This window comes from Phosphitispora fastidiosa (genome assembly GCF_019008365.1).
Classification (GTDB): Bacteria; Bacillota; Thermincolia; order Thermincolales; family UBA2595; genus Phosphitispora; species Phosphitispora fastidiosa.
Map to the genome: position 1 here is coordinate 364589 of NZ_JAHHUL010000002.1, position 25411 is coordinate 389999.

28 protein-coding genes and 1 other annotated feature are annotated in these 25411 nt (G+C 47.3%); of the genes, 3 read left to right on the forward strand and 25 right to left on the reverse strand.

Translation table 11 applies throughout. From position 1 onward, the window contains the following. Positions 1 to 364: 364 nt before the first annotated feature. Positions 365 to 703: a phage holin family protein gene (locus Ga0451573_RS04050; protein WP_231682591.1), complete on the reverse strand. Its 339-nt coding sequence runs from the start codon at positions 701 to 703 to the stop codon at positions 365 to 367. 169 nt (positions 704 to 872) lie between these two features. Here Ga0451573_RS04050 and rpsT point away from each other — a divergent pair, with 169 nt between their 5' ends. Then, positions 873 to 1130, forward strand: coding sequence for a 30S ribosomal protein S20 (rpsT, locus tag Ga0451573_RS04055; RefSeq protein WP_231682592.1), 258 nt, complete (start codon positions 873 to 875; stop codon positions 1128 to 1130). A gap of 196 nt (positions 1131 to 1326) precedes the next feature. Here the strand turns inward: rpsT and holA are convergent, their stop codons facing one another. From holA to Ga0451573_RS04070, 3 genes are read right to left on the reverse strand one after another with little or no spacing between them, the layout of a single operon-like run. After that, positions 1327 to 2382, reverse strand: coding sequence for a DNA polymerase III subunit delta (gene holA, locus Ga0451573_RS04060; RefSeq protein ID WP_231682593.1), 1056 nt, complete (start codon positions 2380 to 2382; stop codon positions 1327 to 1329). Next, positions 2372 to 4795: a DNA internalization-related competence protein ComEC/Rec2 gene (locus tag Ga0451573_RS04065; protein ID WP_231682594.1), complete on the reverse strand. Its 2424-nt coding sequence runs from the start codon at positions 4793 to 4795 to the stop codon at positions 2372 to 2374. Before Ga0451573_RS04065 ends, holA begins: the two co-directional genes overlap by 11 nt. Positions 4796 to 4821: 26 nt before the next feature. Further along, positions 4822 to 5490 (reverse strand): helix-hairpin-helix domain-containing protein, encoded by a 669-nt coding sequence (locus Ga0451573_RS04070; RefSeq protein ID WP_231682595.1) that lies wholly within the window; start codon positions 5488 to 5490, stop codon positions 4822 to 4824. A gap of 269 nt (positions 5491 to 5759) precedes the next feature. Between Ga0451573_RS04070 and Ga0451573_RS04075 the strand changes: the two genes are divergently transcribed. Then, positions 5760 to 5960 (forward strand): hypothetical protein, encoded by a 201-nt coding sequence (locus Ga0451573_RS04075; protein WP_231682596.1) that lies wholly within the window; start codon positions 5760 to 5762, stop codon positions 5958 to 5960. 239 nt (positions 5961 to 6199) lie between these two features. On the opposite strand, the gene Ga0451573_RS04080 is transcribed toward Ga0451573_RS04075, so the two are convergent. From Ga0451573_RS04080 to Ga0451573_RS04105, 6 genes are all read right to left on the reverse strand, one after another. Further along, on the reverse strand, positions 6200 to 7090 hold the full coding sequence (locus tag Ga0451573_RS04080; RefSeq protein ID WP_231682597.1) for a DUF1858 domain-containing protein: 891 nt from the start codon (positions 7088 to 7090) through the stop codon (positions 6200 to 6202). Between the two features lie 390 nt (positions 7091 to 7480). After that, positions 7481 to 7999, reverse strand: coding sequence for a CGGC domain-containing protein (locus Ga0451573_RS04085; RefSeq protein WP_231682598.1), 519 nt, complete (start codon positions 7997 to 7999; stop codon positions 7481 to 7483). Between the two features lie 42 nt (positions 8000 to 8041). Beyond that, positions 8042 to 8437, reverse strand: a complete 396-nt coding sequence (locus tag Ga0451573_RS04090; RefSeq protein ID WP_231682599.1) for a hypothetical protein — start codon at positions 8435 to 8437, stop codon at positions 8042 to 8044. Further along, complete coding sequence (locus tag Ga0451573_RS04095; RefSeq protein ID WP_231682600.1) at positions 8412 to 8711, reverse strand: class I SAM-dependent methyltransferase; 300 nt, start codon at positions 8709 to 8711, stop codon at positions 8412 to 8414. The genes Ga0451573_RS04090 and Ga0451573_RS04095 overlap by 26 nt, the downstream gene beginning before the upstream one ends. A 178-nt stretch (positions 8712 to 8889) precedes the next feature. Continuing rightward, on the reverse strand, positions 8890 to 10035 hold the full coding sequence (locus Ga0451573_RS04100; RefSeq protein WP_231682601.1) for a TolB family protein: 1146 nt from the start codon (positions 10033 to 10035) through the stop codon (positions 8890 to 8892). A 19-nt stretch (positions 10036 to 10054) separates the two neighbouring features. Further along, entirely contained in the window at positions 10055 to 10363 is a 309-nt protein-coding gene (locus Ga0451573_RS04105; RefSeq protein WP_231682602.1) for a hypothetical protein, read from the reverse strand. A 197-nt stretch (positions 10364 to 10560) separates the two neighbouring features. Here Ga0451573_RS04105 and Ga0451573_RS04110 point away from each other — a divergent pair, with 197 nt between their 5' ends. Further along, on the forward strand, positions 10561 to 10878 hold the full coding sequence (locus tag Ga0451573_RS04110; RefSeq protein ID WP_231682603.1) for a hypothetical protein: 318 nt from the start codon (positions 10561 to 10563) through the stop codon (positions 10876 to 10878). Positions 10879 to 11015: 137 nt separating this feature from the next. On the opposite strand, the gene leuS is transcribed toward Ga0451573_RS04110, so the two are convergent. The 15 genes from leuS to Ga0451573_RS04185 all read right to left on the reverse strand — a co-directional run bounded on the left by leuS (position 11016) and on the right by Ga0451573_RS04185 (position 25406). After that, a complete protein-coding gene (leuS, locus tag Ga0451573_RS04115; protein ID WP_231682604.1) occupies positions 11016 to 13490 on the reverse strand; it encodes a leucine--tRNA ligase in 2475 nt (824 codons plus the stop codon). 14 nt (positions 13491 to 13504) lie between these two features. Continuing rightward, positions 13505 to 15157, reverse strand: a complete 1653-nt coding sequence (locus Ga0451573_RS04120) for an AMP-binding protein (RefSeq protein ID WP_231682641.1) — start codon at positions 15155 to 15157, stop codon at positions 13505 to 13507. A 143-nt stretch (positions 15158 to 15300) separates the two neighbouring features. Continuing rightward, positions 15301 to 15533: a binding site (T-box leader), on the reverse strand. Between the two features lie 95 nt (positions 15534 to 15628). Continuing rightward, positions 15629 to 16705 (reverse strand): HD-GYP domain-containing protein, encoded by a 1077-nt coding sequence (locus tag Ga0451573_RS04125; protein WP_231682605.1) that lies wholly within the window; start codon positions 16703 to 16705, stop codon positions 15629 to 15631. A 179-nt stretch (positions 16706 to 16884) separates the two neighbouring features. Beyond that, entirely contained in the window at positions 16885 to 17643 is a 759-nt protein-coding gene (locus tag Ga0451573_RS04130) for a class I SAM-dependent DNA methyltransferase (protein WP_231682606.1), read from the reverse strand. Then, positions 17640 to 18140, reverse strand: a complete 501-nt coding sequence (locus tag Ga0451573_RS04135; RefSeq protein ID WP_231682607.1) for a S1 RNA-binding domain-containing protein — start codon at positions 18138 to 18140, stop codon at positions 17640 to 17642. Before Ga0451573_RS04135 ends, Ga0451573_RS04130 begins: the two co-directional genes overlap by 4 nt. A 50-nt stretch (positions 18141 to 18190) precedes the next feature. Beyond that, on the reverse strand, positions 18191 to 18535 hold the full coding sequence (rsfS, locus tag Ga0451573_RS04140; RefSeq protein WP_231682608.1) for a ribosome silencing factor: 345 nt from the start codon (positions 18533 to 18535) through the stop codon (positions 18191 to 18193). Positions 18536 to 18606: 71 nt separating this feature from the next. Beyond that, positions 18607 to 19188 carry a bis(5'-nucleosyl)-tetraphosphatase (symmetrical) YqeK gene (yqeK, locus tag Ga0451573_RS04145; RefSeq protein ID WP_231682609.1) on the reverse strand — a complete coding sequence of 194 codons (582 nt, stop codon included), beginning with the start codon at positions 19186 to 19188 and terminating at the stop codon, positions 18607 to 18609. Positions 19189 to 19261: 73 nt separating this feature from the next. After that, positions 19262 to 19516 carry an RNA-binding regulator gene (rbp, locus tag Ga0451573_RS04150; protein ID WP_231682610.1) on the reverse strand — a complete coding sequence of 85 codons (255 nt, stop codon included), beginning with the start codon at positions 19514 to 19516 and terminating at the stop codon, positions 19262 to 19264. 189 nt (positions 19517 to 19705) lie between these two features. Beyond that, the gene (gene nadD, locus Ga0451573_RS04155; protein WP_231682611.1) at positions 19706 to 20347 is read right to left on the reverse strand and encodes a nicotinate-nucleotide adenylyltransferase; all 642 of its coding nucleotides are present in this window, start codon (positions 20345 to 20347) and stop codon (positions 19706 to 19708) included. A gap of 12 nt (positions 20348 to 20359) precedes the next feature. Then, complete coding sequence (locus Ga0451573_RS04160) at positions 20360 to 21616, reverse strand: glutamate-5-semialdehyde dehydrogenase (RefSeq protein ID WP_231682612.1); 1257 nt, start codon at positions 21614 to 21616, stop codon at positions 20360 to 20362. A gap of 11 nt (positions 21617 to 21627) precedes the next feature. After that, positions 21628 to 22764, reverse strand: a complete 1137-nt coding sequence (proB, locus tag Ga0451573_RS04165; protein ID WP_231682613.1) for a glutamate 5-kinase — start codon at positions 22762 to 22764, stop codon at positions 21628 to 21630. 14 nt (positions 22765 to 22778) lie between these two features. Continuing rightward, entirely contained in the window at positions 22779 to 23084 is a 306-nt protein-coding gene (gene yhbY / locus Ga0451573_RS04170; protein WP_231682614.1) for a ribosome assembly RNA-binding protein YhbY, read from the reverse strand. Between the two features lie 90 nt (positions 23085 to 23174). Beyond that, the gene (gene obgE, locus Ga0451573_RS04175) at positions 23175 to 24443 is read right to left on the reverse strand and encodes a GTPase ObgE (protein ID WP_231682615.1); all 1269 of its coding nucleotides are present in this window, start codon (positions 24441 to 24443) and stop codon (positions 23175 to 23177) included. A gap of 75 nt (positions 24444 to 24518) precedes the next feature. Beyond that, positions 24519 to 25079, reverse strand: a complete 561-nt coding sequence (locus Ga0451573_RS04180) for a Spo0B domain-containing protein (protein WP_231682616.1) — start codon at positions 25077 to 25079, stop codon at positions 24519 to 24521. Positions 25080 to 25175: 96 nt separating this feature from the next. Continuing rightward, positions 25176 to 25406 (reverse strand): hypothetical protein, encoded by a 231-nt coding sequence (locus tag Ga0451573_RS04185; RefSeq protein ID WP_231682617.1) that lies wholly within the window; start codon positions 25404 to 25406, stop codon positions 25176 to 25178. Positions 25407 to 25411: the final 5 nt, after the last annotated feature.

Here is a 25411-nt window from a genome sequence, read left to right on the forward strand (position 1 = left end):
AATTAAATGAGGCGTTACTTTTTTATGCATGGATTTAGGAAGGGGCAGATGTGTTCCGGAAGAACGAGTCTGACGTCCGTTTGTCGGTTCCCGCTATGCGGGAACCGGTCAGGGGCCTCCCCGATTCGTCGGAGTCTCACGCTGGTTTTTAGTGTGAGACGACGGTAACGAATTGGGGACCAAACTGAGTCGTCAGGGGGTCCCCCCAATCCGTCGAAACGGCGGCCCTTCTTAAGGGTCGGGGTTTCGGTAACGGATTGGGGGCCCGTTCTGGAGGAATATATCTGCCCCTTCCTAAAAATAGGTAAAAAAAGAGGCCCCATTTGGTTATGGGACGCTCTTCTTCTCCCTGACACAAGACCAATTATCTGATCATTGTAGGTACAAAGGCATCGATTATTCCGATGACAAATGCGGCCAATAATGCCCCAATCACAGAGACATCCAGGTACGCAGGGATGATGAACTTGGCCAGATAAATTACCACGGCTGCTGTTGCAAATCCAACTAAACCGCGGTTCTGGGGAGACACCTTGTCACCCAGTAGTTTTTCAACAACATATCCAAGAATTGCAATAATTGCAGCAGCAATAAGAGCCCCGGTAAAGCCTGCAATCTCAATTCCCGGAAGGATATAAGACACAAGCAGCAGCACCAGGGCAGAAACTATAAACCTTACTATGAAGCCTATCCATTCACGCATCTTTTTCACCTCCTTCACAGAGCCTAAATCTAGGTTTGACCAAAAATAACCGGACTATACATTTATGTGCTTGCATTTTTTAAATGGTCATGGTAAAATGTAGATTGTCACTTGAGAAAGTTACACTTTACTATATAGGTTTTTTTATGTTTGAGGAGGTGAAAAGCCAGTGGCAAACATTAAATCAGCTATCAAAAGAATTGAACTTATCCGGAAAAATACCGTACGCAACACCGCAATTAAAACAGGTGTGAAAACCCGTTTACGTAAATTTGTTGAAGCTGAGAACAAAGACGAAGCCGCTAATGCTTTTAAACAGGCAGTAACTGCTCTGGATAAGGCAGTTGCCAAAGGTGTTTTACATAAAAACACTGCTGCCCGCAAGAAATCCAGACTGGCTAAAAGATTAAACAATATGGCTCAATAAATTGGCTAAAGCTGATTGGATTGAAAAATGGACATAAGCAATAAAAAGGCTCACCAAAAGTGAACCTTTTTAAACAGGCTGTTGACAAAATCAACAGCCTTTTTCAATCCTTTTAAAAATAAATTAAAGGTAAGCTTCGAAAATGGCGGTGGTGTAAGGTGAGGTGTTGTACCATTACACATTCCCGGGAGCCTGCCTATCCTTTCTCACACAGAGCAATAATCAATAATTCCAGAGCCAATACCGCTTCCTGTTTTCCACCCTTGATGTCAGCATCAGTCTCAAGAATTTTTTCCAGAGAAGACTTAAGTTCCCCGGGAGTAAAATTCCGCGCCTGGCCGATACACTTCTGAGCTACAAATGGATGAACCTGCATCAAGCCTGCCGTTTCCCTTGCCGAAACACCGGTTTCCAGGAGGCTTTTGGCCTGAAGCAGCAGCCTGCATTGGCGGGCTACCATATAGAGTATCCTGATAACCGGTTCACCGAGAAAGACCATCTCTCGGGCCAGCCTGATGGCTTTACTGTAATTGCGGTCTCCCACAGCATCAACCAGCTCAAAAATGCTCAGCTCGGCTGTCTTGCTGACCATCATTTCCACGTCCGCAGCGGTAATAGCGCTGCTCTCCGAATAGCAGGCCAGCTTTTCAAGCTCAGTTCTAAGCTGACGCAGGTTACTGCCGGCAGCCGTGACAAGTCCCGCCGCTGCTGCAGGATCAATTGTTTTCCCCAGTTTCCTGGCGGTCCGATTTATCCATTCAGTCAGGTCACGCCCCTTCAATTGAGCAAATTGAACAACCTGACCATTTTTCTCAATCCTTTTGTATATTTTTCGTTTCCTGTCCACCGAATCCGAGCAGAAAATCAGGCAGGTCGAATCAACAGGGCTTTCCAGGTACCCGATGAGGGTATCCTGTGACGAATCAGGCTTTTCTCCATCTGCCTCATCCTGTTCCCCTTTGTCACCTTTTTTCTGACTTTTACGTTTTGCTTTAAAGAACTCAGCATTTTTAACAATGACCAGCCTTTTCTCAGCCAGAAAAGGCAGGGTCGTGGCCATGTTAATGATTGACTCCATAGGTGTATCCCGACCGTCGATAATGTCCATGTTAAAGTCACGGCATTCATCCGGGAGCAGGGATTTAAACTTTTCCAGGTACTGGTCCCTAAGGTAGGTTTCCTCTCCGTAAAACAGGTACAGCGGAGAAATTAGCTGCCTTTTCAGACTGTTTTCCAATGCCTTAATATCCAATTCGATTCATCCCTTTTGTAGTAGTGACTTTGTAACCATATCCGTCCGACCTGACAGTAACAGCGCCATCCCGATCTGTCCTGACAACCCTTATATTCATCTGCTTCAGGCCCTCCAGGACTTTCGGTGAAGGATGCCCGAAAAGGTTTTGACCAACACTTATCACTGCAATCTCAGGATCAGCCGCCCGAAAAAAATCCTCTGTCCATGCATTACCGCTTCCATGGTGGGGTATCTTGACAATTTCTGCCCCGCAGTCCTGACCGCTTGCACTAATTGCCTCCAGGGGGACAGTTTCAGCATCACCGGTAAACATTATCCTAAAATCCCGGTATCCCAGCCTGATTACCAGTGAATCATCATTGGCATTAACAGCTGTACTGCCATTGGGGCTTAAAACCTCAAGGATTATGTCTTCGCCAAAATATATGTTTTCTCCTCCACTAACCTCTCTGATTTCAATATTCCTCTCGATTAATTTTTGTTTCAGCTCGACACCTTCCGCATACTGGGCAAACTGTGGAGCCACCACTATGGCCTTAATCTTGATTTTACCAAGCAAAGCTGATGCTCCCTGGATGTGATCCAAATGCGGATGGGTGAGCACCAAAATATCTATATCATTGACTCCCTTTCTGTTAAGAAAAGGAAGCAGTATTTGTTTTCCGACATCAAACCCTGTTGGGCTATCAGGAAAACCTCCCGTGTCTATGAGGAGATTCCTGCCTCCTGGGCTTTGCACCAATGCAGCATCACCCTGACCGACATCTATAAATGTTACTTCCAAAATTCCCGACTTGCTGTATGCCATCCCGCCCCACAGCAGAACCACCAACACACCCAGGGCTGCCAGGACAAGCGCCGAACGGTTAAGATACCACAGTCGCTTTGCCCTGATACGGAGTTCATAATTCCTGAAAAATTCTATCAGAAGGCCCAAGGTTAGGTAATAGCAGGTGATTTTTATAATGCCCGGCGGTCTGAGATTTATGGCTGCAAATGGCAGCCCTGCCAACACTCCGGCTGCCAACAAGGCGACATCCAGAACCGCAGCAGCTGAAATACTTAGAATTTCGGCCGGTGGATTCCAGAAAAGCCCCAAAATAGCTGCGATGCCGCCCAGAAGCATGACAATACTTATCAGGGGTACTATTATCAGGTTAGCCGGAAGAAAAAAAAGCGAAAAATAATTAAAATAATATGCCGTCACTGGAAATACTGCAATTTGAGCTGCAAAGGCAACTGATGAAGCCTGGCCCAGTGGAGGCAAAATCCTGTTAAGCCTTTTAAACAATGGAGCCAGGCAAAGTATGCCCCATGCAGCCAAGAACGATAATTGAAAACCCGGCTCGAATAATGCCAAAGGATTTGTTATCAAAATTATCAGCCCTGCCAGGCTCATAGAGCTTGGCCAGTCATACTCCTGACGGACATACCTTACCAAGAGCAATACCCAGGCCATAATCAGCGCCCGTGTCACCGCAGGACCCGCGCCTGCCATTAAGGCATATAACCCGGTAGTAGCCGCTGCCAAAGCATCACACACCGGTTTCCTTAACCCCAGGGTATTCCCTGCCAGGATAATAAAACCTGCCACCAGGCCGACATGGTATCCCGAAACCGAAAGTATGTGGGCAACACCTGCTAAAGCCATATCTTCTTTTATTTCCGGATTAATCCTCCCGGTAGAACCGAATAGAATTCCTTCCATCAGAGCTGCCTGCTTCTCAGGCATATTTTTGTTTATCACCGAGACTAATTTCCCCTTCAGTCCAATACTAAACTTCACCAGAGGATTTACCGTGCCTGTCCCAATTTTGCTCAGTCCTGCTCCGTTCCTTGATTTAAGTACCAGACGAATCCCTCTATCCTCCAGGTACTTCTTATAATTAAATTCCCCGGGGTTTCCGGGATCTTCGGTTTTTTGAAGCACTCCCGCAACCTGCAGCCTGTCTCCATAACCAAATTCCGGTCCTGGCCCCTTTATGGTAACAAGCACCCGCCCTCTGGGCCGGAATCCTGTCACAGCCCGGGTGCCGTCACTGTGTATAGAGTACTCAATCATTTCGGTTTTCACGACATAGTCCGTCCTGTCAACGCGCCTGTCCGGCTCAGTGATCACTGTTCCGGTAAAGACCGTGTATCTGCCGGCCAGGAAATCAATGCTGCCTTCCAAAACATATAATTCAAGACGACACATAAAAATCCCGCACAATAGCGCCGCCGCATAAAAGTATAATCTTATATTACCCTTTGCAGCAATCTCAGCCTTTGCGGCAAATCTTTTGACTGCTGCCCCGGCTGCCGCAAGAAGAACACCACATAACAGCAGATATGCAGGGAGATGGAGAAGATATCCGATAATTATTCCTGATGTGTAAAATATCAGCATCAGTACCAGGGGTCTGGACATAGTTCACCTCCGCATTTCCTATATTGTCAAACAGTAATCTGGTCTTTGATATCACTGTACTTCTTCTCCCCAATACCCGAGACATTCATTATTTCCCGGATATCCTTAAACCCTCCCTGCTGCTTACGCCGGTCAATAATTTTCTGTGCTGTTGCCGGGCCTATCCCCGGCAGTCTAACAAGTTCCGCAGCTCCGGCCGTATTGATATTTATTTTGCCGGTTTTTCTGCCGTTTCCTGTCTGGACAGTATTACCGCTCGCCCCGGACGCAGTTGAAATTCCTGCCGATGCGGCCGCCTCGCCCCTGCGGGGAACAATAACCTGCTGCTGGTCCAGCATCACTTCAGCCAGGTTTATACCTGCCAGGTCTGCATCTTTGGCTGGAACTGCCTTGTTTACCCCTTCCAATACCCTGGCATTTTCAGCAAAGGTATATACTCCCGGCTTCTCGACGGCGCCGGCGACATGTACGTTAATTACAGGGTCAACTTTATCGCTTACTTCGCCTTGACCCTCCGCTCCATCTGGTCCCAGGGCATCTTCAGTACTTTTTTCCTGTTCCGAATCCGCCTGGGCAATAACCGGTCTGAAGTTTTTTTGCTCCTTCATTTGGCCTGCCTTAAATCCAATCCCAAACACGATTGCACAAAGAAGGGCCACTCCCATTAACAGATGTTTCCTATCAATTGTCCACATGTACCCCACCCCAACAACTCTGTAATTTTTTACTGTATTTATTATATCTTACATCATTTGTTTTTTTTGTCATTTTTTGTCGTCAATATATTTTTTTAAAGGAAGGGTTTTCTATTCAACATTCAGGAGCAATATTTTGTCGCTTAACATAATATACAGAAGAAACTTATTATGTTATCAAACTGCCAATTACAAGGAATTGAAGCAGCAACTTAGGAGGGTAGATTATTTCCAGTTAAATTTGAGTCAATGAGGAGGTATAAATATTTATGTACTATCGCAATGATTTCTATGACCCTTATAACGTCCCGGCAAGAATTGACGGCGGGTTTGGCGGACCTGGCGGACTTGGCGGATTCCACAAGTTTCCCTTTTTCCCCTTCTTTCCATTCTTTCCGTTCTTCCCGTTCTTTCCGTTCTTCCCCTGGGGAGGGTTTGGGGGAGGGTTTGGCGGAGGCTGGGGCTGGTAAAAAAAACAGTTCCGGCAAGGTATAATTAAAGTGTTTCCTGTCTATACTGGTAATGTAAACCAAAAGCGGAGGAAACACTATGAATAAAGAAGTTCTACTGAAACAAATAGGTTCAGACCTGAAAATGTTTGAGGATTATCTTAAGTCAGTTAAACAGAAAAAATCCCCCACTAATAAGAAACAGGCAAAATAGGGCGCAACAGTGCGCCCTATTTTGCCTTAGAAACACTCTTTGCGCCTTAGCGTCGTGCTGCAACCTGTCCCAAGACTTCCTGTTTAAGCCTGTCCAGTCCTATGCGGTCAATCAATTCTCCTATGCGTTCATTGTGTTTCCCGTTATCCTTATACCATTTAATAATCTTATCAACCAAATCTAACACCTGGTCCGGTTCCAGCTCTGCAGCGATTTTATCACCAAGTCTGGGATTAAGTCCTGCATTTCCGCCAACCATTAAAACATAGCCCTTGGGTGTACCCATAATTCCAAGGTCCCTGACAGCAGGCTCTGAACACGAGTTCTGACAGCCGCTGACAGCTATCTTAAATTTACTGGGCAGGTCCATGCCATGGTATTTTTTATCCAGTTCCAGACCCAGACCTACTGCATCTTGTTGACCGCGTTTACAGAATGTAGTCGCCGGACAAATTTTTATACTTCTGACACAAAGCCCCGCCGCATGACCGGGGTCCATCTGCAGGTCATTCCATGCTTTTTCCACATCACCGTGTTTTAGTCCCACAATTGCTATTCTTTGGGCTGAGGTGCATTTCAGCGCTGCCGCATGATACCTTTCAGCAACATCTGCAATTTTACGCAGGGTTTCCACATTAGTTATCCCTCCGGGCATATGAGGCACAATGGCAAATGTCTCTTTGTCCCTCTGTAAAACGGCGCCTCTAGGCTGAGCCAAAGCTCGGGCAGCAGTTGACATTTCTCCCTGTTCAACAGCATTGAGTTTCTGCAGGAGATCTGCCTCGGAAACCCCATGGGTTCTGGCAGCCCCGGCAACTGTCTCCCCTGTAGCAGAAGGGCAGCCCAGGCACTGCATCCCTAAAGACCTGAAAACATCGGCCGTTTTTGGGTTTGCCTTCAGGATATCCCCCACAGTCATATCTCTGGTGATATTCATGTAATTTTTCCTCCTTTGCAACGAACCAAAATGGCCGCCGGCTATGATACTATTGTTTACCGGCCCGAAACATAATATGTAGCTCATCACTCTCGCCGTAATATGCAGAGGCGGCCTGATGACAGGCCGCCTCTGCTAGCTGACAAAGTCAACAAAATTGAGCATTAAAGTGTTATAAGACAGGGGTAGATGTGTTCCAGAGGGCGGAGTCTGTCGTCCGTCCGGCCCGCGACCGCAAAGCGGGAGTGGATGCCGGCGGAGATGTAGCCCGCCCGAGGAATTCATCTACCCCTGTCCTTGGTTACATTTTAATACTTAAAAAATATAGAGTTTGTCAATCAGCAGAGGCAGCCTGATGACAGGCCGCCTCTGCTTGAATACTGTCTTTATTTAGTGATGTGTACCTTCAACCACCTTAACCCCCTTGGCCTCAATGGCCTTCTTGATCTGGGTTTTAAAAGGACACCTGGGATAGTCATCATCATCCATACACATGCAGGAACTTAGGTGAACAACATCAAGTCCGTGGTCCAGCAGCTTTTCAACCAGCCGTGACACCCTCCTGCCGGAACATCCGCCACAGGTAAAGAAGCCAATTATTTCGGTGTCAGGGCCGTATTCGCTGAAATTTAGTTTGCGGTGTGTGAAGGCTTTGAGACAGCCAACTCCGGGACATACTTCAGCAACAGTATGACACCTGACTACAGCTAATTTAGTAGTTCGGCTGCCCCCCTCCTTTTCCTTACCCACGAGAGAAAAATACTTCTCTTTGGTTTTCAGGACAATTTCGGGGGTTACGCTGTCAATTCCCTCTTCCTTAGCTGCTTTTTCTACTGCCTTTTTGGCCATGTGTCTGACAAACCGCGGCACTTGTTCAAGCTCCGTCAATGCCTCTTTGGTCCATTCCATTATTCATCCCCCCAGCTTCATTAAATCATTAGCTGCCACAAATCATGCTTTGTCAGCTATGATAACCAAATCCTGTGAATTTCCGGGGTCATATGGTTTAAAAAACATATCCCCATATACCCCAACAGCTTTCATTCCTGCATTTCCAAGACCTGTAACAATATCTTTCAAGGTCCAGGGCTTAAGTTTTTCCGATTCCACCCGATAGGCCCATTTCCCTGCTTCATCCCGGGATAAAATAAGAATGTTAAAGGTAACAATTTCTGGTTCAAGGTCGTTCATGCGAAGGTAAAGGTACTCTTTACCTTCCTGCTGATACGAATTAAGTGGCATAAACCTTTCATTTACTGCATATATCCGGGGATAGTTTCTTATCTGCAGAAAATACTGTCCGTCATCCTCCAAAAGGTTGTTAACTGCCCGGAATGCCGTTTCCATAATCATATCCTGAATTCAGGGCATTTGCCCTGGCCCTGTCTATCATCTCTGAGCTGGCATCAGAAGCTGCCACCTGTAGGCCCCAGGAACCAAACATTAATGCATGGCGTCCTGTTGCACATGCTGTATCCAGGACCTTTCCCGACACCCTTTCCGCAAAAAGTCTTTTAAAAAAAGGGGCTTCCCGTGTCAGCCTTTTTTCCCAATCAATCATCCGGTCATAATCCGAAGCGAAACCGGAAAACAGGTTTTCGCTGTTATTGGCATTTATCATAATTATCCCCTCCCCTGCCTTATTTACTATATGTTTCCGCAGGGCCTCCAACAATATTATACCTTACTTAAATAATAATACAAAAACCGGGTGTCCGCTGCGAAGCAGCTTCCACCCGGATGTGATTTCCCTCACACATTAAGCAGTTTATCCCCTGCAGCGAAAAATTGCGCAAGGCTTACCAGCCTTCGACCCAAGAAATCGCTGTCAGTCCCTTCAATGGATTTAAGGCCCCCGACAGGTCATAAACAAAATTGCCCTCCACTACCTCAACAAGTCTGGGAACACCGTCTCCCGGGAAGGCAATCCAACGTCCATCAGGGGAGCATGTCGGCAGAGCACCAACAATTATCCCGCTTTGGTCAAGCGGTGAAGGCTGTCCGGAAAAAACAGCTTTCTGACCACTACCGGCACTAATGGCAAACCCGTCAAAAATTATATAGCTGCCATCCCGCGACCAGGAATATGCCATCGGTTCCCTGGCAGAACCCAGGAGATCTGAAATCACAATAGATTCTGCCCCCTCAGTATTAGCTGTCCTTATTTCTCCACCGCGGTCATTGGCGATGTGATAGAGAATCTTTTCCCTGTCAGGAGAAACCAATGGTTCCCGCCCCTGTTGGATGATAACCTGCTTTTCCGAGCCGTCTGCCTTTATCTTCATAATATTATAATGGTACTCAGCCTGACCGTCGAACTCCATATAGAAGTCCTGGTAAATGAGTGTACTGTTATCAAGCCAGTCAGGGCAGACTATTCCATCTATCCTTAGGGCCAGTGCAGGCGAACCATCAGAAACGGTTACCCGGTCCTGAGTTCTTTTGGCTACCAGTTTGGCAGGATCAGTATCCTCAATGTTTTTAATGTAAAGATCCCCGCCGCTGACAAAGGCAATTTGTTTACCGTCAGGGGACCAGGCCATAACTCTGCCGATAAGCCGTTTCTGGCGAGAATTCAGATCAAGCTTTGGCGTCATTCCGGTGACTTTCCGCTTGTCACTGCCATTAGAGCTGCTTACATAGATACCGTCATCAGCAGCATAAGCAATACTCTTCATATCCGGAGATACTTCAAAAACATAAGCCCGGTCAATCCTGCTCATTTTGACCCTATTCCCCTGTGCCTTAACAGTTACAAGCTCTTTCAGTGACAACTCGCCGGTAATATGCTTTAATCCAATAATCATTGAATCACCGAGAACCTCTGTGGTGGTTTTTTCAGCGTCATCTTCACTCTGGCTGCCACATCCGCAAAAGAAAAATAAAAGGGCAAACAGGCTGGCCAGGCATACTATACCCCGCTTTTTGACCTTCTTCCGGAACATAATTATCCCCCCAAGGTTGTTATTCTGCCCTGTCAGTATGCTTCGCTGTCTTCCGTTCAGTCAGACGGTCAGCCATTTCCTTCAGGCCATGATTTAAGCCCCTGATATATTCATGAAGCAGCACATACTTGAATTCCCCCGATTTTTCCCACCGTTCATGAGCCAGCAGCCCAAAAGCCACTACCTCGTTTCTAGCGCGTTCAATACTGCGTTCAGTCCGGTAATCCAGGGCCTGACCTGCAGTGAGCCCCTTTTCATAAGCCTGGGCTTCATTAAGCCCCTCCAGTTCCATGATATCAAAACACATCTTATAATTCTTGTTCTGCACAATAATCACCCCATAAACAGACTTGGCCAGCCGAAAATTCGATTTGTACCAAATTTCTCTATCTATTAAATTTTTCCTGCTCACTTTATAAAATTTTCTGAAAAATAGCTTTATTTCATGTTATAATTATCTAAAATAATTAATAATCGGCATCATCGCAGGCGCAGCAAATGTGGATTTCCGAGGTGGTGAAAAAGGTGAATTTTTCAAATTCCCGAAACTACCCGGCAGATGCGCACCACTTTGTTTATGGCACACTTCTGAAAAATATCACCAGAACAGATTTCCTGAAAATCATCAACCAGTTAGAAAATACCAATGAAAATGCTGAGTACAAGGTTTGTGTCATGGGACCGCGGCAGCAGTATCTGTGGGTAGGAGTACAATCCCGGGTCACTGATAACGCTTCCAGACGAGAAATGGGTATAAGAATACATGCCCGGCTGTTTGGCCAAAATCTCACCAACAACTGGGTTGTTTTCCAAAAGCCTCTGCTGTTTAAACATTTGAATTAAATAGGGGTAGATGTATTCTTCCGGCGGGCAACGTCTCCGCCGGCATCAGCTCCCGCTTCGCGGGTCGCTGGCCGGACGGACGACAGACTCCGCCTTCCAGAACACATCTACCCCTATCTTATTAAATACTTTAAAGGTTACTTCACCACAATGTTTACCAGTTTCTTGGGTACTGCAATAACCTTAACCACCTGTTTCCCCGATATCAGCTCCACAATTTTATCCTGTTCCAGAACAAATTTTTCCATTTCATCTTTATCTATATCAGCCGGCACCGTCATCCTGCTCTTGACCTTGCCATTAAGCTGGACCACTATCTCTACTTCATCCTGAACCAGGGCTGCAGGATCATACTCAGGCCAGGGTTGTTTGTGGACACTGTCCGGATAACCCAGCTCATGCCAGAGTTCCTCAGCAAAGTGGGGCGCAAACGGCGCCAGCAGTATAACCAGGGTGTTTACTGCCTCTGCCTCAATGGGGCTGTTGCGTACCGGGTTCTTCTCCCTGTACTGGTACAGCCAGTTAACAAATTCCATTATGGTACTGATGGCAGTATTGAAATTAAACCTCTGGTTCACATCATCTGTAATTTTTTTAATAGTATAATGGGTCAGCCTTCTGGTCTCCTTGTCAGCCTCAGAGACTTTTTCTGATGCCGGAGACTCATTGAGCCTGTCAATATACGCATAAACCAGACGCCAGACCCTGTTGAGAAACCTGTAAGCACCTTCAACTCCAGCATCACTCCACTCCAGATCACGCTCCGGAGGAGCGGCAAATAGGATAAACAACCGCGCCGTATCTGCCCCGTACTTAGCCACGGTTTCCTCAGGGCTTACCGTATTCCCCTTTGATTTGGACATCTTGGCCCCATCCTTGAGAACCATCCCCTGGGTCAGCAGGTTGGTAAAGGGTTCATCAAAGTCAACCAGCCCCTGGTCCTTAAAGACCTTGGTAAAAAACCTGGAATAAAGCAGATGCAGGATAGCATGCTCAACCCCGCCGATATACTGCTCCACAGGCATCCAGTAAGCAGCGTTGTCCTTGGTGAAAGCATTCCGGTCATCATGGGGGCTGCAGTACCTCAGGTAATACCATGATGAACAGATAAACGTATCCATGGTATCTGTCTCCCGCCGGGACGGACCGCCGCATTCAGGGCATACTGCATTTACAAAGGATTCACAATCGGTAAGTGGTGACTTCCCTGTAGGCTTAAATTCCACATCAGTTGGCAGATGTACCGGAAGCTGTTCCTCAGGAACCGCAACCTCACCACACTTATCACAGTATATAATGGGAATCGGAGCGCCCCAGTAACGCTGCCGCGAAATGAGCCAGTCCCGCAGCCTGAAGTTGACCATTGCCTTCCCAATACCCTTTTCTTCCATATAGGCGGCCACATTTTTTATTGCATCCTCATTGTTCTGCCCGTCAAAAGGCCCGGAATTGACCAGGACTCCTTCAGCATCATAAGCCTGTGTCAGCTGCACATATTTGTCGGGAACTCCCTCCGGCAGGATAACAACCCGAATCTGCAGACTATACTTGGTAGCAAAATCAAAATCCCTCTGGTCGTGTGCCGGAACCCCCATAACAGCTCCGGTCCCATAGTCCATCAATACATAATTGGCGATAAACAGCGGAATTTTTTCCCCATTCATGGGATTTATCACATGGGCCCCGGTAAAGAGTCCCTCTTTTTCGGCATCTGTCGATGTCCTGTCAATCTCACTTAAATTCTGCATCCGGCGCACAAAATCCCTCACACTTGCTTCATAGGGAGTTCCGGTGGTCAGTTTTGCCACCAGCGGGTGCTCCGGAGCCAGCACCATGAAAGTAACCCCGTAAATGGTATCAGGTCTGGTGGTATATACTGTAATAATATCATCAGTACCGTCCACCCGGAAGTTCACTTCAGCCCCTTCGCTGCGTCCGATCCAGTTCTCCTGCATAATCTTAACTTTGTCCGGCCATCCGTGAAGCTTTTTAATATCAGCCAGAAGCCTGTCAGCATAGTCGGTAATCTTAAGAAACCATTGGGACAGACCTTTTTTTTCCACACCGGTCCCACAGCGTTCACAGGCTCCGTTAACCACCTGTTCATTGGCCAGAACCGTAACACATCCCGGACACCAGTTTACAGCCGCATGTTTCTTATAGGCCAGGCCATTTTTATAAAACTGCAGGAAAAGCCACTGAGTCCACCTGTAATAGTCCGGGGTGCAGGTGGTTACCTCCCGGTCCCAATCATAGCTGAAACCAAGCCTTGACAACTGCTTTCTCATGTTCTCAATATTGCTTCTGGTCCATTGATATGGATGAATGCCATGCTTAATTGCCGCATTTTCTGCCGGCAGCCCGAAGGCATCCCAGCCCATGGGATGGAGGACATTGTATCCCTGCATTGCTTTAACCCTGGCCACCACATCACCGATGGAATAATTCCTCACATGTCCCATGTGCAGATTCCCTGACGGATAAGGAAACATCTCCAGACAATAATACTTTTCCTTCGTGGTGTCATTGTCAACAACCTTATGCAAGCCGGTTTCTTCCCATATTTTCTGCCATTTGGTTTCGATTGCCGAAAAATCATAGCGTTCTTTCACTTTATCTCCTCCTGTTAAGCTGTTTCCACTGAAGCAGCATCCTGAAGGCCAAGGTTTTCAATGGCCATTTCCCTCAGCTTGTACTTCTGGATTTTCCCACTTGCAGTCATGGGAAACTCCTCAATTATTTGCACATACCGGGGAATCTTATACCGGGCAATTTTACCCTGGCAGTATTCCTTTATTTCCTCCGCTGTCATTTCTTCTCCTTCCCGGAGTCGGATATATGCAATGACTTCCTCACCATACTTGATATCCGGCACTCCCACCACCTGAACATCAAGAATCATGGGATGGGTATAGAGGAACTCCTCGATCTCCCTGGGATATATATTCTCCCCGCCGCGGATTATCATATCCTTGACACGACCTGTTATCTTACAGTAGCCCTGTTCGTCCATCGTGGCCAGGTCGCCGGTGTGCAGCCATCCATCACCATCAATAGCAGCATGGGTGGCTTCCGGCAGCTTGTAATAGCCTTTCATAACATTATAGCCCCGGGCACAGAGTTCGCCCTGGACACCCCTGGGGACTTCCCGGCCTGACTCCGGGTCAACTATTTTCACTTCTACTCCCGGAATGTTACGCCCCACAGTAGTCACCCTCAGGTCAATAGGGTCATTGGTCCGGGTCATGGTAATAGCCGGAGCTGACTCTGTCTGTCCATAAGTTATGGTAATTTCACTGGCCCCCATTGTCTCAACTACCTGCTTCATGGTTTCAATTGGGCAGGGGGAACCAGCCATAATCCCGGTTCTCAACGCTGACAGATCATATTTATCAAAGCCTTCCAGATTCAGTTCCGCAATAAACATGGTCGGGACTCCATGAACCGCTGTACAGCGCTCTTTTTCTATGGCTTCCAGGACCTGTACCGGGTTGTAGGATACAATGGGAACCATAGTGGCCGCCGCAACAACACAGGTCAGTGTACCCAGCACACAACCGAAGCAGTGAAAAAAGGGCACCGGGATACAAAGCCTGTCCCGGTATGTAAAGTTCATACAGTTTGATACCGCGATAGCATTATTAACGATGTTCTTATGTGTCAGCATTACTCCCTTGGGGAACCCGGTAGTCCCAGATGTATACTGCATATTGATAACATCATCTGCTTCAAGGGATTTCTGCCTCGCATCGAGTTCCGCATCCGGAACTGCTGCCCCCATTTCCATTAGCTGTGACCAGGAGAACATTCCCGATGGGCAGTTATCCCCAATATAGATAACATTCTTAAGCACCGGCAGTCTTTCCGAATTCAGTTTTCCGGGCTGTGATTCCGCAAGCTCAGGACATAACTCATTAACCATCCCGGTATAACTGGAATCCTTCCACCCATCAATTAAAATAAGGGTAGTGGCATCAGACTGTTTCAGGATGTATTCCAGCTCAAAAGCCTTGTAATTGGTATTCACTGTAACTAAAACAGCGCCCATTTTCCCGGTGGCAAACTGGGTAACCACCCATTCCGGCACATTTGTAGCCCAAATGGCAATATGATCACCCCTGTTAACGCCCATTTTCATTAATCCCTTTGCCGCGGTGCGGCATACATCATTAAATTGAGTATAATTATATCTCAATCCTCTGTCCACATATACCAGGGCATCATTATCCGGATGATGGCGCGCCTGGGTATCCAGCAGCTCTCCAAGGGTAAGTTCCAGAACACCCTCCTGCCTGTTGACCTCCTGCGCTTCTTCTACTGTAGTTAACCTCCTGGCCAAATTGATTCCTCCTTGAAATTAATTGATGAGACTCTCCCAAGCAAAGGTAATTTCATAAAAAACAAAAAAGCCTATCATCCCTCAAAAGGGACGAAAGGCTTGCTTCCGTGGTACCACCCAAATTGGCATCCGGTTGTCTATACCCGGTCTGCCCACTTATTTCGCAGGATAACGGACTGCCCGGCACAGACTACTAAATCATATTTCGCCTGCACATCTCAGGGACGAGTTCAAAGGCCTGCCCCGCTGCCTTGCACCTTCCGGCAGCTCTCTTAAGAGGCACCAGCCCTCTAATACTTCCCGTCATTGATTACCAATATTTAAACATAATACGTATGTTATTTTACTAAAAACCCTTGGAAAAGTCAACCGGGTTAAGGGCGCTTTTGGGTTTTGCGGAAAAAACACCTGCTAACTTACACCCGACACTTCTGAATACCCCGGAGTCTGCTCCGCTTCACCGGCCAAAACCGCTATCAAGGCTTCCAGAACTCTGGGGTCAAACTGTTTCCCGGATTCCTGCTGCAGGGCTTCCACCGCCGGCCACATAGATGTAGAGCTGCGGTAAGGCCTGCTTGAAGTCAGGGCATCATAAGCATCAACAACCCCGACAATTCTTGCTCCAATGGGTATCTTATCCCCCCTGAGCCCCGCCGGGTAACCCGTTCCGTCAAACCGCTCATGATGATGCAGCACAATAGGAATTATCGGTTCCAGAACTTTAATGGATGATAAGATACCTGCCCCTATTTCGGGATGTCTCTTCACCTGCCTATACTCATGCCTGCTGAGCGGCTCGGGTTTCTTGAGTATCTTCTCATCAATTCCAATCTTCCCGATATCATGCATAATAGCCCCATACATTACGTGATCCACTTCAGGCTCGGAAAGACCCAGCTCCCCGGCCACTTTGACTGCATATTCGGTAACCCGCTCCGAATGCCCCTTGGTATACGCATCCTTGGCATCAATTGCCGCAGCCAGGGCCTTGATTGTACTGGTAAACATCTCAGTAATGTCTTCATTTGCAGTTTTAAGCTTTCCGACCAGGAGGGCATAGTTGCCGGCCAGTTTTCTGTACCTGACCTGTGCCTCCCGTTCATCAACCAGCACTTTGCTAATAAACAGCATGCTCAGGAAAAAAGCTGCCACAATGATGAAATTCTCAACCAATACCCCTGTGTAATGACCGGCAATCCAATCCCTTAACAAATAATCAAGGGAAGAATAGAGATGAATCCCAAATCCGGCAGCTGCTGCAGCTATGCCACTCCTAACCCCCAGGACAAGTGAACTGTAAATTACCGGAATACCCGAAATTAAAAAAACAAACTTTTGAACTTCTCTGGGCATGGCAAAAGAGAGCAGGCTTATTGTCATTATGGCTGAGAAAATAATAAGTACGGAAAATCTGTTTTTTCTTATTCCGGTTAAAGTGGAATAGTCCCGAATCCGGGACCGTCCCCTGGTTTTCTTTGTACGTTTCATATTATAACCTCATCAAAAAATTATGTCACCGATTGAAAATTTGCACAATTACATCAATTTATATTTCTATACTAATTAGTACTACTACTTTTGTCAAGCACCTATTTAAAATTCTTCCCGGAAGCAATTATTCCCCTATAACTCCGAAAGCCAAAGACAGCCCCTCTTTAGAGGCTGCCTCACTTATCCTCCGCATTGCTGCAGGCAGCAAAATATATTCTTTCCGTTGTCTCCACCGGGGCATCAAAGGAATTTTCAGCGTAAACCGCCGCAACTGAAAAACCCGCTTTATCCAGGAGGTTATTTATCGCGGCAACAGTATAACCTGTTTCCCGATGCCGTTCAGTAAACCTCCGGTATCTGCCGTCCTGCTCCCTGACAAAAAAGGTCAGGTCCATGGTACAGGAATGTGTCTCCGGGTCATAAAAATTTTCCCATATGTAACTGATATCATCTTCTACTAAGGTAAAAGTATTATTTCCAAACACTCTGCTCAGCTTATATTGTGAATTTAAATCAAAAATAAGCCAGCCTCCGGGTTTAAGGCACTGTTTCACCTTGCGGAAAACCTCCTCAAGTTCCCGATCTCCGGACATATAATTCAAGCTGTCAGTCATGGAAATTACCATGTCAAATTTTGAGGAACCGGTTTCCATCTTTCTCATGTCCTGCTGCAGCCATTCTATCGAGAGGCCTTTGGCCCGAGCCTTTTGTTCTGCAAGTGAGAGCATCTCCGGGGACATATCCAGGCCGGTTATCCGGAAGCCGGTTTCAGCAAGGGGGATAGTGACATTACCGGTCCCACACCCGACGTCCAGAATGTGCCCCGGATTTATTCCGTGTTTCCCGAACATTCTGCCCAGATAACTGACCCAGCCCTGATAAGGGATATCTTGCATTAAGCGGTCATATATCAAAGCAAAATTTGTATATATCATGAAAGGTCCTCTCCCTTGAGAACAATCCAGCCCTCTTCTTCAGCTACCAGACCGTCTTTCAGCAGTTTTCCAAGAGCCCTCTTAAATGCCGATTTGCTGATACCAAACTTGTCCCTGATAACTTCAGGGGGAGAATTATCGGTAAACGGCATCGCGCCCTTTCTTTTCTTAAGAACCTCCAGAAGTATTTCCGCATCAGTTACCCGTGAATATTCTTTCAAGGGTCGAAGAGACAGGTTCACCCTTCCGTCCGCTCTTACATAAGTAACCCTTCCTTCAACTGCCATCTCTTTTTTAAGGGGATGGGGCTGTTCATGCACATGGATAAAACCTATATATCCCTCATCAGTAAGTACAAAAGCTCCGGTATCAATAATATTGTATACCTTTCCCCTGAGGGTATCACCTCTCTTGACATTCTCTGCCGGCTTGGAATTGCGAAATACTTCTTTCATTTCAAGTCTTTCCCTGGTCCCAAGCTTCTTTCTTCCGTCCAATATTTTCAATCCTTTCAACCTCAATTTACCTCTCTACTAAAAAAAGGCGGTTAAAGATCAACCACCCTGGCATCTCCCCATAAGCGTTCCAAGTTATAAAACTCCCGGTCACTTTCCTGAAATATATGAACAACCAGTATACCGTAATCAATCAGGATCCAATGAGCATCCCTGAACCCTTCCATCCTCAGTTTGGTAATTCCGTGCTCTTCAAGCTTCTGCTCAGTATTCTCAGCTATTGCCTTAACCTGTGTTGATGAAAGGCCGGTACAAATAAGAAAATAATCAGAGACAACAGAAATTTCCTTAATATCAAGTAATACTACATCTTTCGCCTTTTTGTCTTTTACCGCGTCAGCAGCAAGCAAGGCAATCTGTTTTGGTGATAGGGTCAAATCGGCTTCCCCCCCGGTTATAATTCCTGCTTATTTACATATATATTCGTCTTCAAAACCCTTTGTTCCTTCTAAATAACCCCGCGTTCCTTAATTTTCCTCACGAGGACGTTTCTCGCTTCAATGCTGGCGGGATGTATTGTGAGACCCTTTTTAATTACATAGCTGATAGTTGAATCAAGCCCCGCCAGCACTGCCAGGTCCAGGTCCTTAAAGGCTAATTCCCGCAGCTCCGCAATACCCGGAAAATCCCTGCCCGGTTCAATCATATCGGCGAGGAACAAAATTTCATCAGGTATTGTCATGTTTTCCCGACCAGTTGTATGATACCTGACCGGATCCAGGATTTCACCATCGGTGATTTTAAAAAGCTCGGCAGCAATTTCTGCACCAACCCTGCCATGCAGGAGAGCCGGTACCGCTCTTTCCGTCTCATCGGCTGCTATGTTATATTTACGGCAGTTTTCCAGAAGGAGCGAGTCATCAAAGTCCCTGGCAATATCATGAAGCAATGCTGCAATTTCCACTTTCGTACTGTCCACTCCATAAAGACCTGCAAGTTTTACTGCAGTTTGGGCCACGCCCAGTGTATGGCGGTAGCGAAAATCGGATAATGAACTTTTGACAAATCTCTCTATCTGTGCTTTTAACATTCTATTCTCCCCCAAAACAGCAAAATATAAAAAACAAACCTCCCTGTACTTTACAGAGGAGGCTTCCGGTCATTTATTCATTGGCTCTGGGCTTTGCCTCATTTACCGTAAGGGCTCTGCCCTGGAAATCAGCGCCGTTCAGTGTCTCAATCATTTTATCAGCATCCTCGTCAGTTACCTCCACAAAGCCAAAGCCTCTGGACCGACCCGTTTCACGGTCTGTGATAATTCGGCTGCCAACTACTTCTCCGTGCTCCTTGAAAAACTCTTCCAAATCCTCAGGCTTGGTTGCCCATGGCAGATTGCCGACATAAAGTGTGCGGACCACCTTGACCATCACCTCTCTTTCTTAGTAAGAAACTGCCTGAATAAAATGACACCCAAGGTTCCGAGAAACCCAGGGTGCCGTTGGAAAACAGACAGCTGTCTGGAATGAATTCTGGAAACGGGAACCTACTTGCCTGATACTATTTTATTAGGTCGAATCTAGTAAATATTATGTTCAATTGAATCCTTTCTATTCAGGAAGATAAAGCCTGTATTCTTTAATGTATTCCTCCACTTTTTCCGGGACAAGATATTTAATAGGCGCCCCACACAGAACTCGCTGGCGAATATCGGTTGAGGAAATAAGGATACCGCCGGTTTGGTGGAAATGAATCCTTTCCCTCTGTGTTTTTGTTAACCTGCTAAGGACCTGGTCTATCTCCTTAAAGGAATACCCCGGCCTTGTTATGGCAATGAATTCACATAATCGGAATACCCGGTCCACATCTTTCCAGGTCAGTATTTCCATGATGGCATCAGCGCCTGTGATGAAAAATATCCGGTCACCTGTGCCTTCACCATGAAGCTCGTTAAGGGTATCAACCGTATAAGTCGGACCGGGGCGGTCTACTTCAATTTTGGAAATATCAAAATAGGGGTTTGACCTGATCGCCAAAGCAGTCATCTCCATACGCCTGGCTGGGCCGGTAATCCCTTTCCTGCTCTTGTGCACCGGGTCGCCGGTCGGAATGAAAATCACTTTTTCCAGACCGAACCTGTGCCTGGAACACTCAGCAATATAAAGATGCCCAAAATGTATCGGGTCAAAGGTTCCACCCATGATACCGATTTTTCGCGCAATGGCATTGTCAGCAGTAACCATCCCACACATGTCCTTTTCCTTCTATTTCCTTATCTGGCCGTCTCCATACACAATAAATTTGGTAGTGGTCAGTTCGGTGAGCCCCATCGGTCCTCTCGCATGCAGCTTCTGAGTGCTGATGCCGATTTCGGCTCCAAAACCATACTGGAAGCCGTCGGTAAACCTGGTGGAAGCATTGATGTTAACTGCAGCCGCATCAACCTCCTGGACAAACCGGCGGGCTTTGTTATAATTGGTGGTAACTATGGCCTCAGTGTGTCTGGTGCCATACTTGTATATATGATCCATGGCAGCATCAATATCAGCGACAATCCTGACAGCCATTATAAGGTCAAGATACTCTGTATAGTAATCTTCTTCCACAGCTTCTTTTACCCAATTCACCAATGCTCTGGCAGCAGGACATCCCCTGATTTCCACTCCATATTCCTGCTTCATTGTCTCCAGCAGTTCAGGAAGCAGAGTTTCGGCCACATCCTGATGTACCAGCAGTGTCTCCATGGCGTTGCAGACTCCGGGCCGCTGTGTCTTGGAATTTATGACTATCCTTTTGGCCATCTCCAGATCGGCTTCATTGTCAACATAAACGTGACAGTTGCCGACCCCGGTCTCAATAACAGGCACCGTGGCATTTTTCACAACTCTCTGAATAAGCCCCGGACCGCCTCTGGGAATCAGGATATCTATATATTCGTTAAGTTTCAGGAGGACTTCAACAGCCTCCCTGTCAGTTGTCTCAATCAGCGCGATGGCGCCTTCGGGTATCCCGGCCCTTACGGCAGCCTCGGAAATAATCCCCGCAATCGCCTTATTGGAATAAATGGCCTCAGAGCCACCCCTGAGAATAACGGCATTGCCTGTTTTCAGGCAGAGGCCTGCAGCATCAACAGTAACATTAGGCCTGGCTTCATAAATGATGCCGATGACCCCCACGGGAACCCTCATCTTCCCGACCTGCAGACCATTGGGCCGCTTCCACATAGATATTATCTCACCGACAGGATCTGGAAGCATGGCAATTTCCCTTAAACCGGCAGCCATTTCGTTAATCCTGCTTTCTGTCAGCAGCAGGCGGTCCAGCAGCGCTGCCGACAGCCCCTTCTCTCTGCCCTTGGACATATCAATTTTATTAGCTGCAACTATTTCATCTGCCCGGTCCAGGAGTTCTTCAGCCATTACCAGGAGAGCCTGGTTCTTGACAGCGGTAGATACGGACCCGAGCAGCCTGGCTGCCTGCTTTGCCAGTGCCGCTTTACTGACCACTTCTTCCCTTACCATTTGATCTCCCCCTAAATATTTAATGCAAAGTTGTCTCGGTGAATTACCTCATCAAAGTCTTTGTACCCGAGTATTTTAGCAATCTCCCTGGTCTTCTTGCCCCTGATAATATCGATTTCCAGAGACGAATAATTGACAATTCCCCTGCCGATTTCCTTATCCTCATGAAATACACTTACCGTATTCCCTATTTCAAAGGCGCCCTCAACACTGACAATACCCGATGGGAGCAGGCTTTTCCCCTCCTCCGTCAGAGCCTTTCTGGCTCCGCTGTCAATGATGATTATCCCCTGAACATTTGAGCCAAAAGCAATCCAGCGTTTTTTCGAGTGCAGCCTGTTTTCCCGCGGCAGGAACAGGGTTCCGAGCTGCTCCCCAGCGATTATTCTTCTCACTATCCTCTTCTCACTGCCGCTTGCAATAATCATGGGAAAACCTGAATTCATGGCAACTTTTGCAGCCTGCAGCTTGGTGACCATGCCCCCGGTTCCCAGCCTTGAACCGCTGCCTCCGGCGGTATGTTCAATATCCTCATTTATCTCGGTAACAAGGGGAATCAGGGTAGCATCTTTATCAGTAGAAGGGTTGCCTGTATAAAGACCGGCAATATCTGATAATATGATAAGGAGTTCTGCTTCTATCAGGCTGGCAACCAGAGCAGATAAGGCATCATTGTCACCAAACCTGATTTCTTCAACTGCAATGGTATCATTTTCGTTGATAATGGGGATAGTTTCCATTCCCAGGAGAGCATTCAGAGCATTCCGGGCATTCAGGAACCGTTTCCGGTCCATGATATCCTCCCTGGTAAGCAGCACCTGAGCAACTGTTATCCCGTACTCCGAAAAGAGCTTCTCATACATATGCATCAAAAGACCCTGTCCAATGGCGGCAGCTGCCTGTTTCTCAGGTATTGTTTTTGGCCTCCGGGACATTCCCATCTTACCGATACCGGCTCCCTGGGCTCCTGATGACACCAGAATCACTTCCATACCCCGGTTCTGTAAATCAGCCAGTTCCCTGACCAACCGTTCCATCTGAGTGATGTTGAGTCTCCCGTTAGGATAGCTCAGAGTACTGGAACCTACCTTAATTACAATCCGTTTTATATTTATAAAGTTCCGCAGCTCATCTAAATCCAGCGCCAATTCTCTCCCTCCCGTTATGGCAGCTCTATGCCGGGGTTTCCCGATGACGGCCTGTACATGAGGAACGTATGTCCGATAACCTGGACAAGGGCCGCTCCTGTTTCCCGTGACAGAACCCCGGCCACCTGTTTTGTGTCTTCAAGGCAGTTGTTTAGTACCCTTGCCTTGACCAGTTCACGGGCCTCCAAAGCATCATCTGCCTGCTTAATTATTCCAGGCACAACGCCTCCCTTACCGATCTGGATTACAGGGTCTATAGTACTCCCCAGCCCGCGAAGGTAGCGTTTTTGTTTTCCTGTTAAGTTTATATCCTGTTGCATTAAAATAGGGAACCTCCTCTATGCTGAACTGTTAAGCCATATTATATCACGTTTAATATTCCTCTGCCAGATTCCTTCTGAATGCAGAGTCTAATCCATGAAATCAAATTCCAGGCTGCCTATTCTAATGGTATCACCGTCCCGGGCTCCAAGCTTCCTCAGTTCGTCGTCAACACCCATGGCCTTCAATATACGCAGAAAACGCTTTAACGCCTCTTCATTGTTAAAGTCTGTCATCGCATAATGCCTTTCGACCTCCGGCCCTTTCACCACATATACTTCATTTTCCCTGGCAGCTATAAACCGGGGTTCTGCCGACACACGGGTCACCTTTTCCGGTTCAGTTATCTCTAACTCAACTGGAACTGCCTCAGCGAGCGCCTCAGCCACCCTGAACAGGAGGAGTTCAACTCCTTCACCGGTCACAGCAGAAACCGGGAAAATTTCAAAACCTTCACCCAGCTCTGCTTTAAAAATCTCATAATTTTCGGCAGCCCCGGGAAGGTCCATCTTATTGGCGGCAACCACTTGCGGCCGTTTAGCCAGCCTGGGGTTATAAGCCTCCAACTCGCGGTTGATGGTCCTGAAGTCTGCTATCGGCTCACGGCCTTCGACCCCCGCCATATCGACAAGATGGACCAGCACCCTGGTACGTTCCACATGGCGCAGAAATTCATGTCCCAGTCCCGCACCCTGATGAGCTCCTTCAATGAGACCAGGAATATCAGCAACCACAAAGCTCTGGCCGTCAGGCATCCTGACCACACCCAGGTTGGGAACCAGGGTAGTAAAAGGATAATCAGCTATTTTGGGCTTGGCAGCAGAAATCCGCGATATAATTGTTGATTTACCCGCATTGGGGAAACCGACCAATCCGACATCAGCAAGCAGTTTTAATTCCAGCTGAAGCCATCTTTCCTGTCCCGGCTCTCCCTTTTCAGCAATCCGCGGGGCATTATTGGCTGAGGTGGCAAACCGGGCATTGCCCCGGCCGCCCCGACCGCCGGCAGCAACCACAACCTGCTGTCCATGAACGGTCATATCGACAAGCTGTGCTCCTGTTTCGGCATCCCTGACTACGGTCCCTACCGGAACCCTTACCATCATGTCCTCTGCGCCGCGGCCGTGCATACCTTTGCCCTGGCCGTGCTCTCCCCGGTCAGCTTTATAATGCCTCTGGTAACGAAAATCCACCAGTGTCCTTAATCCCTCATCTGCAGTGAGGATAACATTTCCCCCATTACCACCGTCACCGCCGCTGGGACCGCCCAGAGGGACATATTTTTCCCGGCGGAAGGCAACAACCCCGTTTCCGCCATCGCCACCCTTAACATATACTTTTGCTTTATCATAAAACAATTTCATCACCTGAATTTCGGTTATTTTTTGAAAAATGTTATAGCGTTCATGACACTTAATTAACATTCCTGAAACTTAATTACTGGGCACCGACAGAGTGATTACTGTTATCCCGTCTGCGGAAACTGCTGTCACCAGGCGGCCCTGCACTTTTACTGCAGCTTCCTCAATAAAAACAATACCAGCATCCAGGGCCAGGCTGTCTGCTCCCTCCCGGGCCCGGAAACCGGCCTGAAAAATATATTCTCCGTTCTTTTCGGCAATTTCAAAATCGATGCTGCCACCAGAACAGGGCTCTGCCTGACTGAGGCGGACTGCCAAGGCCAGCATTTCTCTGATTATTTCAGCAACAGTCATTTCATGCCGCAGACCTCTGTCAAGCCCTGCCCCAATGTTTTTGGAGATATTAACACCCTGCTTCCCGGCTGCCACCTCCGCCAGAAGCACAGCCGATACTACCCCCGGCGCCCCAAGTCTTGCCAAAGCCCCTTCCCGGTCCATATCTGCGGCAATCTCTTTTATGTACTGACCTGCCCGATCATACTTTTGCAGCTGCAGCAGGCCCAGAATGACCTGAAGGTGATTCATGAAATCATGCCTCTGCACCCTTAAAACCTCAATCATATCGTTCACCATGGGAAACCTCCACATAACAAATTATCTTTTCATGTATTCTCCCAATGTTTATTTTTTCCTGCCCCGGGCAAAAAATACGCCAATACAGTTCCTGCTTCAGCTCAAAATATCTTTGATCATATCGGCAACAGGGCTGAAAATCACTTCTATTCCCGTGGTGGGATTAGGCAGAGGCAGTCCCAGGGCCTGGGCAAATGTCAGCGCCATTCCTCCCAGCATCAAAACACCAAAAGCGGCTAACTCCCGCCATTGACGCTTTTTGAGCATAGCCGGCGTTTCCAGAGCAATTATCCCTGTAAATACTATAATCAACAAAAATATAGTCAATGGGG

Coding starts and splice junctions, on each gene's coding strand:
- Ga0451573_RS04050 (WP_231682591.1), bottom strand. CDS start 703: ATGCGTGAATGGATAGGCTTCATAGTAAGGTTTATAGTTTCTGCCCTG.
- Ga0451573_RS04065 (WP_231682594.1), bottom strand. CDS start 4,795: ATGTCCAGACCCCTGGTACTGATGCTGATATTTTACACATCAGGAATA.
- Ga0451573_RS04180 (WP_231682616.1), bottom strand. CDS start 25,079: ATGGTGAACGATATGATTGAGGTTTTAAGGGTGCAGAGGCATGATTTC.
- nadD (WP_231682611.1), bottom strand. CDS start 20,347: ATGTGTGGGATGGTTACTGCTGACAATGCCATTGCGCGAAAAATCGGT.
- yhbY (WP_231682614.1), bottom strand. CDS start 23,084: ATGCAACAGGATATAAACTTAACAGGAAAACAAAAACGCTACCTTCGC.
- Ga0451573_RS04125 (WP_231682605.1), bottom strand. CDS start 16,705: ATGAAACGTACAAAGAAAACCAGGGGACGGTCCCGGATTCGGGACTAT.
- Ga0451573_RS04095 (WP_231682600.1), bottom strand. CDS start 8,711: ATGATAAATGCCAATAACAGCGAAAACCTGTTTTCCGGTTTCGCTTCG.
- Ga0451573_RS04090 (WP_231682599.1), bottom strand. CDS start 8,437: ATGGAAACGGCATTCCGGGCAGTTAACAACCTTTTGGAGGATGACGGA.
- Ga0451573_RS04085 (WP_231682598.1), bottom strand. CDS start 7,999: ATGGAATGGACCAAAGAGGCATTGACGGAGCTTGAACAAGTGCCGCGG.
- Ga0451573_RS04070 (WP_231682595.1), bottom strand. CDS start 5,490: ATGTGGACAATTGATAGGAAACATCTGTTAATGGGAGTGGCCCTTCTT.
- Ga0451573_RS04160 (WP_231682612.1), bottom strand. CDS start 21,616: ATGGTAAGGGAAGAAGTGGTCAGTAAAGCGGCACTGGCAAAGCAGGCA.
- Ga0451573_RS04080 (WP_231682597.1), bottom strand. CDS start 7,090: ATGAATATCACCAGAGATATGACTGTGGGGGATATCCTGAAGGCAAAC.
- yqeK (WP_231682609.1), bottom strand. CDS start 19,188: ATGTTAAAAGCACAGATAGAGAGATTTGTCAAAAGTTCATTATCCGAT.
- Ga0451573_RS04075 (WP_231682596.1), top strand. CDS start 5,760: ATGTACTATCGCAATGATTTCTATGACCCTTATAACGTCCCGGCAAGA.
- Ga0451573_RS04100 (WP_231682601.1), bottom strand. CDS start 10,035: ATGTTCCGGAAGAAGGTCAAAAAGCGGGGTATAGTATGCCTGGCCAGC.
- Ga0451573_RS04130 (WP_231682606.1), bottom strand. CDS start 17,643: ATGATATATACAAATTTTGCTTTGATATATGACCGCTTAATGCAAGAT.